The sequence below is a fragment of the Ruminococcus sp. RTP21484sp1_RTP21277st1_D2_RTP21277_210401 genome (genome assembly GCF_040924225.1).
In the GTDB taxonomy this organism is placed as follows: Bacteria; Bacillota; Clostridia; order Lachnospirales; family Lachnospiraceae; genus Blautia_A; species Blautia_A faecis.
Genome location: NZ_JBCOMJ010000002.1, coordinates 56,226 through 70,677, shown reverse-complemented (window position 1 = coordinate 70,677; position 14,452 = coordinate 56,226). Strand labels below are relative to the sequence as shown.

General features: G+C 44.3%; 11 protein-coding genes and 1 pseudogene. 9 read left to right on the top strand and 3 right to left on the bottom strand.

All coding sequences use genetic code 11. The annotated features are described in order from the left end of the window. Positions 1–6 precede the first annotated feature (6 nt). The 9 genes and pseudogenes from AB5706_RS01550 to AB5706_RS01510 form a co-directional block, all read left to right on the top strand. Entirely contained in the window at positions 7–2,658 is a 2,652-nt protein-coding gene (locus AB5706_RS01550) for a valine--tRNA ligase (RefSeq protein ID WP_118583247.1), read from the top strand. A gap of 14 nt (positions 2,659–2,672) precedes the next feature. Then, positions 2,673–4,685, top strand: a complete 2,013-nt coding sequence (locus tag AB5706_RS01545) for an LTA synthase family protein (protein WP_173716390.1) — start codon at positions 2,673–2,675, stop codon at positions 4,683–4,685. A gap of 374 nt (positions 4,686–5,059) precedes the next feature. Next, positions 5,060–6,352: a bifunctional folylpolyglutamate synthase/dihydrofolate synthase gene (locus tag AB5706_RS01540; RefSeq protein ID WP_173716391.1), complete on the top strand. Its 1,293-nt coding sequence runs from the start codon at positions 5,060–5,062 to the stop codon at positions 6,350–6,352. A 61-nt stretch (positions 6,353–6,413) separates the two neighbouring features. Then, entirely contained in the window at positions 6,414–6,566 is a 153-nt protein-coding gene (locus AB5706_RS01535) for a hypothetical protein (protein ID WP_021925740.1), read from the top strand. Between the two features lie 15 nt (positions 6,567–6,581). Beyond that, positions 6,582–7,946: a tetratricopeptide repeat protein gene (locus AB5706_RS01530; RefSeq protein WP_368365675.1), complete on the top strand. Its 1,365-nt coding sequence runs from the start codon at positions 6,582–6,584 to the stop codon at positions 7,944–7,946. Positions 7,947–8,069: 123 nt separating this feature from the next. Beyond that, complete coding sequence (locus AB5706_RS01525; protein ID WP_173716393.1) at positions 8,070–8,414, top strand: STAS domain-containing protein; 345 nt, start codon at positions 8,070–8,072, stop codon at positions 8,412–8,414. After that, on the top strand, positions 8,414–8,839 hold the full coding sequence (gene spoIIAB / locus AB5706_RS01520) for an anti-sigma F factor (RefSeq protein WP_118583239.1): 426 nt from the start codon (positions 8,414–8,416) through the stop codon (positions 8,837–8,839). Before AB5706_RS01525 ends, spoIIAB begins: the two co-directional genes overlap by 1 nt. A 12-nt stretch (positions 8,840–8,851) precedes the next feature. Next, positions 8,852–9,568 (top strand): SigF/SigG family RNA polymerase sporulation sigma factor, encoded by a 717-nt coding sequence (locus AB5706_RS01515; RefSeq protein WP_173716394.1) that lies wholly within the window; start codon positions 8,852–8,854, stop codon positions 9,566–9,568. Between the two features lie 8 nt (positions 9,569–9,576). Next, a pseudogene (locus tag AB5706_RS01510) lies at positions 9,577–9,648 on the top strand (DUF6783 domain-containing protein); the annotation flags it as partial. Between the two features lie 109 nt (positions 9,649–9,757). Here AB5706_RS01510 and sstT read toward each other — a convergent pair. The 3 genes from sstT to AB5706_RS01495 form a co-directional block, all read right to left on the bottom strand. Continuing rightward, the gene (gene sstT, locus AB5706_RS01505; protein ID WP_173716395.1) at positions 9,758–10,981 is read right to left on the bottom strand and encodes a serine/threonine transporter SstT; all 1,224 of its coding nucleotides are present in this window, start codon (positions 10,979–10,981) and stop codon (positions 9,758–9,760) included. A gap of 124 nt (positions 10,982–11,105) precedes the next feature. Then, the gene (locus AB5706_RS01500) at positions 11,106–12,629 is read right to left on the bottom strand and encodes a response regulator (RefSeq protein WP_173716396.1); all 1,524 of its coding nucleotides are present in this window, start codon (positions 12,627–12,629) and stop codon (positions 11,106–11,108) included. Continuing rightward, positions 12,619–14,376: a cache domain-containing sensor histidine kinase gene (locus tag AB5706_RS01495; RefSeq protein WP_226840987.1), complete on the bottom strand. Its 1,758-nt coding sequence runs from the start codon at positions 14,374–14,376 to the stop codon at positions 12,619–12,621. Before AB5706_RS01495 ends, AB5706_RS01500 begins: the two co-directional genes overlap by 11 nt. Positions 14,377–14,452 lie beyond the last annotated feature (76 nt).

Below are 14,452 nucleotides of genomic sequence, written 5' to 3'. Positions count from 1 at the left end.
AAAATCATGAGCAAAGAACTTGCAAAGACCTACGATCCAAAAGGAATCGAGGAACGTCTTTACCAGAAATGGATGGACAACGGATATTTTCATGCAAAAGTAAACCCGGATAAGAAACCATTTACCATTGTTATGCCGCCGCCAAACGTAACCGGACAGCTGCATATGGGACATGCACTTGATGAAACTATGCAGGACATTCTCATCCGTTTCAAGAGAATGCAGGGCTACGAAGCACTGTGGCAGCCGGGAACTGACCATGCAGCTATTGCTACAGAGGTTAAGGTTACTGAGAAACTGAAAAAAGAAGGCATCGACAAGGCAGAAATCGGCCGTGAGAAATTCCTGGAATATGCCTGGGAGTGGAAAGAAGAGTACGGCGGAAAAATTATCAACCAGCTGAAGAAACTTGGTGCTTCCGCAGACTGGGAGAGAGAGCGTTTCACCATGGACGAAGGCTGCTCCAAGGCCGTACAGGAAGTTTTCATCAAGTTATATGAAAAAGGCTACATCTACAAAGGTTCCCGTATCATCAACTGGTGTCCGGTATGCCAGACTTCCATTTCCGATGCAGAGGTTGAGCATGAGGATCAGGACGGATTTTTCTGGCACATCAATTATCCGGTTGTTGGAGAAGAAGGAAAATTCGTGGAAATTGCAACAACACGTCCGGAAACACTTCTTGGAGATACTGCAGTTGCAGTAAACCCGGATGATGACCGTTACAAAGACATTGTTGGCAAAATGCTGAAGCTTCCCCTCACAGACAGAGAGATCCCGGTTATTGCCGATGAGTATGTTGATAAAGAATTTGGTACCGGATGCGTAAAAATCACACCGGCACATGATCCTAACGATTTCGAGGTTGGAAAGAGACACAATCTTCCAGAAATAAACATCATGAATGATGATGCTACCATCAATGAGCTGGGTGGTAAATACGCCGGCATGGATCGTTATGAGGCAAGAAAAGCCATGGTAGAGGATCTGGACAAGCTTGGCCTTCTGGTAAAGGTTGTTCCGCACAATCACAGCGTTGGAACACATGACCGCTGCCATGCAACCGTAGAGCCGATGATCAAGCCTCAGTGGTTTGTAAAGATGGATGAAATGGCAAAAGCTGCTATCAAGACTCTTGAGGATGGAGATCTGAAATTCGTTCCAGAGCGTTTTGACAAGACTTACCTTCACTGGCTGGAGAACATCCGTGACTGGTGTATTTCCCGTCAGCTGTGGTGGGGACACAGAATTCCGGCTTACTACTGCGATGAGTGTGGTGAGACTGTAGTTGCAAGAGAAATGCCGGAAAAATGTCCGAAATGCGGATGTACGCATCTTCATCAGGACGAGGATACTCTGGATACCTGGTTCAGCTCTGCTCTGTGGCCATTTTCCACACTTGGCTGGCCGGATAAGACACCGGAACTGGAGTACTTCTATCCAACAGATGTGCTGGTAACCGGATATGACATTATTTTCTTTTGGGTTATCCGTATGGTATTCTCTGCTCTTGAGCAGACTGGCAAGACACCGTTCCATCATGTACTGATCCATGGTCTGGTAAGAGATTCCCAGGGACGCAAGATGAGTAAATCCCTTGGAAATGGTATTGACCCGCTGGAAGTAATCGACAAGTACGGCGCAGATGCTCTTCGTCTTACTCTGATGACTGGTAATGCACCTGGAAACGATATGCGTTTCTACTGGGAGCGTGTAGAATCCAGCCGTAACTTTGCAAATAAGATCTGGAATGCTTCCCGTTTCGTTCTTATGAATCTGGAAGGAAAGGATGTAACGGAGCCGGAGATTGGTTCTCTTTGCGCTGAGGACAAATGGATCCTTTCCAGACTGAACAATGTGATCAAAGAAGTAACCGACAATATGGAAAAATATGAGCTGGGTATTGCGGTTCAGAAAATCTATGATTTCCTGTGGGATGAGCTTTGCGACTGGTACATTGAGATCGCCAAGGTTCGTCTGTGGAAGGCAGAAGAGGATCCAAAGGCGGCAAACGAGGCTCTCTGGACACTTCGCACAGCGCTGACCCAGGGACTGAAGCTACTTCATCCGTTTATGCCATTTATCACAGAGGAAATCTACTGCACACTGCTTCCGGAGGAAGAGTCCATTATGATCTCTGACTGGCCGGTATATAAGGACGAGTGGAATTCTCCTGAGGCTGAGCTTGCAATCGGAAGCTTCCAGGAGGTTGTCCGCGGCATCCGTAACACAAGAACCAGTATGAATGTTCCGCAGAACAGAAAGACACATCTGATCATTGTTGGAAAAGATGCTGCTATCTGTCAGATGTATGAGAACAGCAAGAAATCCTTTGCAAACCTTGCTTTTGCAAAAGAAATCCATGTTCAGCAGGATAAGACTGGTATCGGTGAGGATGCAGTTTCTGTTGTTGTTTCCAATGCAGTTGTTTATATGCCTCTGGAAGACCTTGTTGACAAGGAAAAAGAACTTGAGAGACTGACAAAGGAGCAGGAGAGACTGACTAAGGAAATCGCCCGCTGTGAGGGAATGCTGAATAATCCAAATTTCGTAAATAAGGCTCCTGCTGCCAAGGTTGATGCAGAGAAGGAGAAGCTTGCGAAGTACAAAGAGATGAAAGATAAGGTTGAAACACAGCTTGAGCAGCTTAAGAGATAAAAAGGAGATTTTGCATGAAGCTGAGCAAATTTTGCAATAAGATTTCCCTGATTCTCCAGGCACTCTGGTGCGCAGTGCTCTATTTCCTTATAGAGGCACTGTGCCGCCACTCTGTAGTGGAGGCCTGGGATTATATGACGGGAAAACCGTTGGTATTTGCTTATAATACGATGTTTATTTTTACTACAATGCTGATCGTTTATCTGTTTCACAGGCGGTGCTTCTGGAGAGTTGTGGTTTCCGTTTTCTGGCTGTTTCTGGGAATCGTAAACTGCATTCTTCTGATGAACCGTGTTACACCATTTACCGGACCGGATCTGCATATGCTGACGGATGGTATTGCGATCATGCAGAAATATCTGCCGTTTTATGGTGTGGTGATCGGATGTATTTTGATCGGAATTGTGGTGCTGGGGCTTTTGATCCTACTGGTCAAGGGACCGAAGTATGAACAGAAGATTAAGTACCGGTATGTGATTCCGCTGGTAATTGCTGGTTTTGTGGCTTTTGGAGGCGTGACACAGCTGGCTCTTGAAAAAAGGGTTTTGTCTAATTATTTTGGCAATATCGCGTTTGCTTATGAGGATTATGGTTATCCTTATTGTCTGGCGACTACTATTTTTAATACAGGTATCAGTGAGCCGAGGGATTATTCTGAGGATGAGATTAACCGGATCGAGAAGACAGAGTCCAATCTTCCAAAGACCAAGGAGGATGGAAAGAGACCGAATATTCTGTTCCTTCAGCTTGAGTCTTTCTTTGACCCGACACTGGTAAATTACCTGGATATTTCTGAAGATCCAATCCCGAACTTCAGGAAGCTGATGAAAGAGTATTCTTCCGGATATTACAAGGTTCCTTCTGTTGGAGCCGGTACGGCAAATACGGAATTTGAGACCATTACAGGTATGAGTCTTCACTATTTTGGACCAGGTGAATATCCTTATAAGAGTATTCTTAAGGAGACTACCTGTGAAAGTGTGCCCTATGTTCTGAAAAATCTGGGGTATTCCACACATGCGGTACATAATAATGAAGCCAACTTCTATGGAAGAAGGTCTGTTTTCCCCAATCTGGGATTTGACACCTTTACCTCTGAAGAGTATATGGCAGATGAGAACCTGCAGAATCCTCTTGGATGGGTAAAAGACAGTGTGTTGACGGATGAGATCATTAAGTGTCTGGATTCTACTGACAGTCCGGATTATGTGTATACCATTTCCGTGCAGGGACATGGTGATTATCCAAGCGAGCCCATTCTGGACAATCCTTCTATTACAGTTTCCGGTTCTCCTACGGATGAGCTGAATTGTAAATGGGAGTACTATGTGAATCAGATTCATGAGATGGATCAGTTTGTGAAAGAGTTAACAGATGCTTTGGCAGACTATCCGGAGGATGTAATCCTGGTTATGTATGGGGATCATCTGCCGACTATGGGACTGACTGTGGAGGATCTGAAAAATAAGTATCTTTTCCAGACGGAGTATGTAATCTGGGATAATATGGGACTTACCAAGAAAGATGAGAATCTGGCTTCTTATCAGATCGCAGCAGAGGTTCTGGACAGAGTTGGTATTCATGAGGGTACGATCATGAAATATCATCAGGCAAGAAGAAATACCAAGAATTATCAGGTCGATCTGGAAACTCTGCAGTATGATGTGCTGTACGGTCAGCGATATGCTTATGGAGGAGAAAATCCTTTTGAGAGAATGAAGATGCGGATGGGACTTTATGATGTGACCTTAGATTCCATTCGGTTAGTGTCGGATACAGATTGGACTTATTATATCCAAGGCACGAATTTCACCCCGTCCAGTCAGGTGAAGCTGAATGGAGAGTGGTATGATACGGCATATGTAAGTCCGAACATGCTGGTGATCTCGGGTACGGAGCTGTCGGATTTTGACAGACTGGCAGTTGTACAGAGAAGTAACAGCTCGACGAGGAAGGCTCTTAGCAAGAGCTTTGACAGAGCGGTTTATGCATTGTATGATAGTCAGTGGAAAGTGAATTCCCGATAGGAACGTTTCCTGGCTGGGCACCTGGTCTCATCAGGTCTGCTCTGAGCGCGGTGTGCGGCCAAAAAAATTAAAAACATCAGAATTTTGCTGAAACCGAAGAAAGGAGAGGACAAATTTGCTCCGCTGGAGCTCAGACTGTGTCCTCTTCTTTTTTAACCCTAAATTCTGCCGTATGAGATTTTTTCGGAACCTCTCTGATTTCTTCTGTGCGAGGTTTGTCGGATAAAAAGTTACGATTAGGGGTGGACTTCTGGTGTGACTATTATATAATGGTAGAGGAATGGAACTATTCAGAAGGCAGTATATTCTGCCAGACTTACGATGAGAATGAAAAGTTACGGATGAAATACGATAGATAAATGGTGGTTAAGATTATGAATTATGAGGAAGCGGTTGCTTATATTGAGGAGACTCCGAAGTTTACAAAAAAGAACAGCCTGGAGCATACAAAGGAATGCCTGAGGAGACTGGGAAATCCACAGGAGAAGTTTAAGGTGATACATGTTGCGGGAACGAATGGGAAGGGGAGTACCTGTGCGTTTCTCACATCTATTCTCAGGGAGGCAGGGTATTCCTGCGGCCTGTTTACGTCTCCCCATCTGGTGAAGATCAACGAGCGGTTTCAGATCAATGAGGTGAATATTGATGATGACACCTTTTTGAAAGCTTTTGAGAGAGTGAAAGTGCTGGCGGACGAGCTTGTGGCTGAAGGAAGTTACCATCCTACTTATTTTGAAATGCTGTTTCTTATGGGAATGGTGATCTTTGCAGAGGCAGGGGTGGACTATGTGACTTTGGAAACCGGGCTTGGCGGAAGGCTGGATGCGACTACAGCGGTAGAGAATCCTGTAGCTTGCGTGATTACATCTATCAGTCTGGATCATATGCAGTTTTTGGGAAATACGGTAAGAGAGATTGCAGGGGAGAAGGCTGGAATCATTGTTCCGGGAGTTCCTGTAATCTATGATGGAAATGACAAGGATGCGGCAGAAGTGATCGCTGCGAAGGCAAAGGAGCTTGGAAGCCCGGCTTATAAAGTAGTTCAGGCTGGAGCAAAGGTACTGGGAAATAATAAAGACGGCATTGATTTTTCCCTGGAGGACGATTATTATGGGGATACCAGGTTCCATATTCCTTTTATTGCATGGTATCAGGTGATGAACGCATCTCTGGCGCTTACAACTATGGAAGTGCTGAAAGACAGGATTCCGGTGACCATGGAACAGCTGCAGGCAGGAATTGCAAATACCAGATGGCAGGGCAGAATGGAGACCATTTTGCCGGGCGTGATCGTGGATGGTGCACATAATGAGGATGGCGTGCGCAGGTTTGTGGAGACTGCAGAGCGGTTTCAGAAGGAGTATCCGCTGACACTTTTATTTTCTGCGGTGAATGATAAGGATTATCAGGATATGATCCATACAATTTGCAGCAGAATAAAATTCCGTAAAGTTGTAACCACAGAGGTTGGGGGATACCGTGAGGTGCCGTCTGCGGAGCTGGCAGAGATCTTTTGCAAAGAAGGCTGTAAGGATATTGGAAACTCTGATAATATTGAAGAAGCTTTTCATATGGCGCACGAGGCCAAAGGAGAGGACGGAATGCTGTTTTGCGTGGGTTCTCTTTACCTGGTGGGAGAGATTAAGACACTCTTGTTGAAAAAGTAAATTGTCTGCAAGAAAACATGGGATTTCTGGTTGATTTTCCAGGAGTCTGTGGAGGAATTTTATGATCGATTACGAAGAGGAACTTAAGAAATTTGAGCCCTGTCTGGATGTGACAGACGCGGAAGAGGCTATTTACGATAGAGAGCTGACGGATATTCTGGACATTCTTCAGGAAATGCTCAGGGAGTCCAAAAGCGGACGCAGGATGAAATAGAATAGGAGATACTTAATGAACTGTATGAATTGCGGCGCGTTCCTGGCTGACAAGGATCTGGATTACTGTCCTCATTGCGGGTGCAACGTCCTGATCCAGAAAAAGGTGGAGTATCTATCCAAACTTTATTACAATCAGGGCTTGGAGAAGGCAAGTATCCGGGACCTTTCAGGAGCTGTTAACTGTCTGAAGCAGAGCCTTACCTTTAACAAGAGAAATATCCAGGCGAGAAATCTTCTGGGTCTTGTGTATTTTGAAATGGGAGAGGTGGTCGCTGCTCTTAGCGAGTGGGTGATCAGTAAGAATCTGCAGTCTACCCGGAATATTGCGAATGAATATATTAATCGTCTTCAGGCGAATTCGAATAAACTGGATGCTATTAATGAGACAATAAGAAAATATAATAATGCCCTGGCTCTTTGCAGGGAAGGTCATGAGGATATGGCTGCTATTCAGCTTCGCAAAATTCTGAACCAGAATACCAAGCTGATCAAAGGCTATCACCTGCTGGCGCTGATCTATATGAAGAATCATGACTGGGGCAAGGCAAGAAGAACCTTGAAAAAGGCGGTTCGTATTGATAAGACCAATACAACTACATTACGTTTTCTTCGTGAAGTAGATGAGAGAACTGGTGTAACGACCAGACTTGAGAAACAGAAAAAAGGACTTTTTGGTGCCAAGGGCAAGACAGAAGGTTCGGATGAGATTTCCAGAAGTACTGTGGTACAGCCGGCAGTTTACAGGGAAAATTCCAGAATTTCACTGTTTGTGACACTTATGGCGGGTGTGGCAGCAGGTGCGGCTGCATTTTGGTTTCTGGCAGTTCCGGCTATCAAGCAGGGGATTTACAGAGAAGCCAATCAACAGATTGTAAAGTACAGCGAGTCTCTGGTCAGCCAGGGTGCGGAGCTTTCCAAAGCCCAGGGTGAGGCGAAGGAATCCGGAGATGTGGCAGAGGAAATCACCCAGCAGCTTGATGCCGAGCAGAAGAAGAGTACCAGTTATCAGGCACTTCTGAATGCGTATGCAGCTTATACACAGAATGAGTATGATGCAGCTGCATTGGAAATCCAGAAGGTTTATGAAGATCAGCTGGGAGATGATGTAATGGGAATTTACAATACCATCTGTTCAGCTACTGGTGTGTCTGGAATCACGGAAGACAGTAAGTCTGAGGGCAGCGAAGATTCCTCTGATTCCGAAAGCAATGATGGAACTGACAATACAACAGATGGTTCTGAAACGGATTCCTCTGGTTATGACAGTTCTTACAATGATGCATCTGGTGACAGTGGGTATGATGAATCCGGATATTCTGATTACAGCGACGAAAACGGCTATTATGATGAAAATGGTGATTTTCAGTATTATGAATAAAAATTTCTGAATTACAATAATGAGAAACCTCTGAACCGGGGATGTGCGGGATAGACCTGCACATCTCTTTTTCTTTTTTCTGTGCAGAGGGTCAAAATAGAGTAAAAAAGGGGGAATTTATTTATGAAACCTGTTTTTGAAACTACGGGAACCTGTCTGAATATTAAACTGCCTGAGGAACTGGATCATCCGGCTTCTGAGCTGATCCGGAGAGAATCAGACAGGATTATGGGAAAAATATATATCAGAACCATTTGTTTTGACTTTGGAAATACTGTTTTTATGGACAGTTCGGGCGTAGGTTTGATCATGGGGAGATACCGGGCTCTGGGGATGCGCTCTGGCTGCATGAAGGCCTGTCATGTAAACGGATATATTGAAAAATTGCTGCGGCTTTCAGGTGTGAGTAAATTTCTGGAACTGGAAAGAACAGAAAATGAGATGCAGCTGGAAGGGAGGGGAGTCTGATGGGAAATTCCAACGAAATGACCATTATTTTTGACAGCCGTCCGGAGAATGAAGGGTTGGCAAGGGTAGCTGCCGCGGCATTTTGCACCCAGCTGAACCCCACACTGGAGGAAGTAGCAGATTTGAAAACGGCTGTGTCAGAGGCTGTAACCAACTGTATCATCCATGGCTATCAAGGAGAGGTACATAAGATACGGATGAAGTGTGTCAGAAAAGAGAGAACAATTTATCTGGATATTGAGGATGATGGCATAGGAATTGCAGATGTGGAAAAAGCAATGGAGCCCTTATATACGACCCGCGCTGATCAGGACAGATCAGGAATGGGGTTTACTTTTATGGAAGCATTTATGGATGAGGTTAAAGTCACCTCACAGGTTGGAAAAGGAACCTGTGTGCATATGAGCAAAAAAATCGGTAATTGATCAGGAGGAAGCATGGATCACACTCTTGCTCTCATTGGGCGCATTCACCAGGGAGATAAAGAGGCAAGAGATACTTTGTTTTCGGAAAATATGGGACTGGTATATAGCGTTGCCAGGCGTTTTCTGGGGAGAGGGGTGGAAATGGAGGATCTTTTTCAAATTGGAAGCATCGGGCTTTTGAAGGCTGTAGATCATTTCAATCCTGAATTTGATGTGAAGTTTTCTACTTATGCAGTACCAATGATCATTGGAGAGATTAAGCGGTTCCTTCGGGATGATGGAATTCTGAAGGTGAGCCGCTCCATAAAAGAGAATCAGTATAAAATCTGTAAAATGAGGGAGGAATTGGAGAAAAAGTTAGGCCGTGAGCCGGATCTAAGAGAACTTTCAGATGCTATGGATATGCCGATGGAAGAATTGGCGATGACGCTGGAATCGGCTGCAGAGGTAGATTCTATTTACAAGACTGTGTATCAGGGAGATGGAACGGATTTGCAGCTTGTGGACAGGCTTCCGGAAAAAGAGGATCGCCATGAAAAGCTTTTGAACCGGATTTTTCTGGAGGAGATTCTGGAAAAACTGGAAGGAGAGGAGAAAAGACTGATCGTATTTCGGTATTTTCAGGATATGACACAGACAGAGGTTGCAAAAAAAATGGGAATGTCCCAGGTTCAGATTTCTAGGATGGAGAAAAGGATATTGAAGAAGCTGAGAGAAATGGAGAAGTAAGAGCCAAAGTGAAACTTTGCGGTATATTTTTCCCGGATTCAGTTGACGTAGCCCGCTATGGTGCCCTGATCCCGGCCAATTCTCCCACAAATTGTGACGCACATCTTGCAGAAAGCCTTTTTCAAATATGCTCTGGAAAAGGAGAAAAAGCAAAGTATTTTCTCATATTTTCCAGAGCATTATTGGGTGTTAGAATTTAATCTCTTTTCCTTCCAGACGCCACTGTCTGAACTCTGCAGAAGCAGAGAGAAGCAGGTCAGAAGAGGAGTTAAGGGCTGTCTCAACTGAGTCCTGGATAACTCCGATAATAAAGCCTACAGCTACAACCTGCATGGAAATGTCGTCAGAAATTCCGAAAAGGGAGCAGGCCATAGGAATCAGAAGGAGGGATCCGCCGGCAACACCGGAAGCACCACATGCAGAAAGGGCTGCAAGAAGGCTGAGGATGATGGCGGTTGGGATATCAACGTGGATTCCAAGGGTAAAAGCAGTTGCCATTGTCATAACGGTGATGGTGATAGCAGCTCCGTCCATGTTGATGGTTGCACCAAGAGGAATGGTTACGGAATAGGTGTCACGGTCAAGCCCCATCTCCTCACAGGCTTTCATATTTACTGGAATATTGGCAGCGGAACTTCTGGTGAAGAATGCGGTGATGGCACTTTTCTTCAGGCAGTGCAGAATCAGCGGATATGGATTCTTGCGGATACACCAGTAAACCAGAAGCGGGTTTGTTACAAAGTAGATGAAAAGCATGCTGCCTACCAACAGCAGCAGTAGTCTTCCATAGGTAGTGAAAATGTCTAATCCGTTGGTGGATACGGTGTTAAATACCAGACCGAAGATTCCGAAGGGTGCCAGGTTGATGATCCAGCTGACCACCAGGGATGTTCCGTCTGCAATGTCAGCAAGGACTTTTTTGGTGGTGTCATTTGCTGTACGAAGGGCAAGTCCAAGAAGGATGGCCCAGGTAAGGATACCTACATAGTTTGCATTCACCAGGGAAGATACCGGGTTGGCAACAATATTCAGAAGAAGGTTGCTGAGGACCTCCACAATACCCTGTGGAGCACTGGCGTCTGCGGCTGCATTGGTAAGTGTCAGCTGTACAGGGAAAATCATGCTGGCGAAAACGGCAATCACAGCTGCCAGTACAGTGCTGAACATGTAAAGGGCAACTACTGTTTTGATAACGCCGCCATGGGATTTTCCTGCGTTGCACAGTGAACTGAGAACCAGAAAGAATACCAGAAGGGGTGCGATGGCTTTCAGGGCACCTACAAATACATCACCAAGGATGGCAATGCTGGTTGCACCGGGGGCTGCAACTCCAAGGATGGCACCAAGAATCAGACCGACGACGATTCGTTTTACCAGTGCAATCCCGGTCCATTTGTTCCATAGATTTTTCATTTGTTTCTTTACCTCTTTCCCTCTTTAATTTGATAAAAGATTAATCAATTAACTAATTATAAAGGATGTGAGGGGATTGTGCAACAAACTTTTAGGAAAATTGCAGTGAATCTCTATTGTATCTCTATTGTACAAAAAACTTTGTTTTATATTCAGAAGGGCTCAGGCCTTCATATTTCCGGAAAATCGAAGAAAAATAGGTGGCATCCTTATATCCCACAGCTTCTGCAATTTCGTAAGTAAGCAGATCCGTATTATGCAGAAGCTCCTTTGCCTTATGAATGCGCTCCTTATTGATGTACTCAGTAAGAGAACAGGAGGTTGCCTTTTTGAAGGTGCGGCTTAGGTGGGAGGGGGAAATATGCAGTTCCTGAGCAATGGTATCCAGGGAGAGATTTCCAGCCAGATTCTGGACAATATACTGTATGGTGTTTTCTATAATGTAATTGGGAACTGCATGGGTGTTCATACTGTTTTCCCTGGTATATTCCATGATCTGAGAAACAGCACTCTCCAGGGCAAAAATATCCCGGGATTTCAAAAGGTCTTCCAGATATCTAAGGGGAACAGGCTCCAGCTCTTTTTTTACCAGTACACGGCAGCAGATGTAGTAAATCTGGGAACAGATATTCTTTGCATCCTGTGAATTGGTAAAACTGCTTTTGAACTTGGAAAAAATATGATTGGAAACAGAACTGGCTTCCTGGAAAGCCCAGTTGTTCAGACTGCTTTCAATCTGATAAAGATTCAGTGAATTTTCTACAGAAAGTTCCGCAGATTCCTCGGAATTGATGCTTTCAAAAACAGAAATTCGTTGTTCGCTATAAAAGTTATGGGTAAGTGCCTGGATGGCCTCGGAAACTGCCATCTGAAACGCTTCCGGGGATTGATGAAGAGCACTGATCCCGGTAAGAATTTCAGAAGAACTGAATGCCTTTACAATACCGGAGATCTCACGACAGTTTTCCAGAATATATTCTGGAATGGAAGGGCTGGGCTCCGTCTGGAAATAAACATTCAGGATTAAATTGTTATAACGGTAACAATAGGTGTTCTTTTTCTCCGCAATTACAATTTTTTTCAGAGCTGACAGATCCGGTTCATCGGAAGAGGGTTTAAAAGCTGCTACATAATAGCAATCCATGTGAAGTCCAAGGGAAAGAAGCTTTTCTTTTAATTCTTCTGTGCAGGGATGGTCAGTCAGCTCCTGCATCAGCTGATCCTTCAGGAAAAAGACACCTTCTTTTGCAATATTCTCCTGCTGTTGGGAAACAATCAGTTGCTTTTGAGCCTCCTGGACAGCAGCGAAAAGTTCTTTTTTATTGGTTGGCTTTAAAATGAAGGAGGTGACGTGATATTTGATGGCAGTCTGTGCGTACTCAAAATCAGCGTATCCGGTCAGGATGATCACCTTTGTCATAGGATGATTTTCGTGAACAAAGCGAGCTACTTCCAGTCCGTCTGCAGCGGGCATTTTGATATCTGTGATTACGATATCCACAGGATGATTTTTCAGAAAATCTATGGCCTCCATTCCGTCAGAAGCGCTTCCCACAACCTGACAGTCGATGGATGCCCAGTTCATATAATTGGAAATACCTTTTCGCATAGTGACTTCGTCGTCAACTACAAGAAGCTTAAATATCATGGGAAAACTCCTTTCTTGGAATGTGGAAAGAAACTGTGGTGCACTTGTTTGGAAGGCTTGTGATCTTTATCCCCGAGTCTGATCCATAAAGCAGTTTCAGCCGCTTGTCCAGGTTTTTCATGCCGATGTGAGTGTGGCTGTCTTTCTCAGAATGCCGGATGGACTGAATATCTGGTATCACTTCAAAACCGATTCCGTCGTCAATAATGCAGATTTCCAGCATTTGGTCATCTCCCTCTATGATCTGGATGATCAGATGACCTTTTCCTTTCTTGGGTTCCAGACCGTGGACAATTGCATTTTCCACAAGTGGCTGAATGGAAAGACAGGGGATTTCGCAGGAAAGAGCCTGTTCCGGTATCTGGATATCGCAGGAAATTTTGTCCTCGAAACGCATCTGCTGAAGATATACATAAAGTCGCACATATTCCATTTCTTTTGAAATGGAAGTGAAATTGTGATTTCGGGAGAGGGTGTTCATTTTCATCAGGCTTCCCAGGGAAATTACCATCTCATAAATCTCTTCGTTGTCAATCATCTGGGCTTTCCATGCAATAGTGTTGAGCACATTGAAAAGAAAGTGTGGATCCATCTGGGACTGAAGAGCACGGATCTCGGCATTTTTTATAAGAAGTTTTTGCTGATAAATATCCTGATAATAGGTGTCAAGCTGCAGAAGCATCTGATTAAAGGACTGGGCCCACACCTGGAATTCCTGATAAAAGCTTTCTGGCGGAAGGGAGCTGCGGTTTCCTTTTGAAATCTCATTGATGAGAAGAATCATGGTATCAATGGGACGGGTAACTGCCCGGGAAATAATAAATGCCGCAAACAGGGCAATGAGAGCCACTGCCAGGGTAACCAGAAGATAGGATTTCAGGGTACTGTTCAGGTTTTCAAGAAGCAGTTCTTTGGGAGCGGCCACTGCGGAGGTAAGTCCCAGTCGTTCCAGGGACTGGGATGCCATGAAATAATCTTTGCCGGCAAAGCTTTGTTCCTTAAACAGCACAGAGCCTTTTTTTGTATTCAGACTGGAATATAAAGTCTGAAGATCCTCTCCTGAAAAATCAGAATCTGTACTAAGGGAAAATTCTCTGTTAAAAAGCATAATAAACCAGGATGAATCAATGGTCTTCGAGCAGTATTCAATCCATTTCCTGGCATTGATGTTGATAACAATCATACCAATCCTGTTTCCTGAATTGCTGCTATACAGATTGCGGGCAAAGTACATGTTCTGTTCGTGTAGCGGGGAAGTATAACACATCAGGTGCGGATCAGAGGCGTCGATGGTACTTTGCAGAAAGTCTGAGGTATCTTCCACGTTTTCCAGAATCCCGGAAGTATAGGCATGGTAAATAATGTTATGATTGTTATAAATGTAAATGGAATCTGTGAAATTCTTTTCGGAAAGAGCAGAACTGTTATAAATATAAGACATCTGCCGCTCTACGGAAAATGGATGATTGGTTCCCGCGTCCGGATTTTCCAGTGCATTCTGGATCACCTCATTAGACATAAAAAGAGGAATGACGGAATCAATTGTCTCCACCTGGTCCTGTATGGTATCATTGACCTGATTTAACTCCCGCACAATGGAGTCGCGGGAGGTCTTTCTTAATATAGAAGAAGTTTTGATATAATAAAATCCCACAGATAATAGTAAAACGAATCCCACGATGATCATAATGGTGACGGTAATGAAAAATCTGAGAGAGGGATATTTCTTAGGAGTGTGATCAGCCAAAATGGAAAACCTCCTTAATTTGGAAAAATAATTACTTTTATATTATCCCACATTTCAAAAAGTACATCAATTAAAT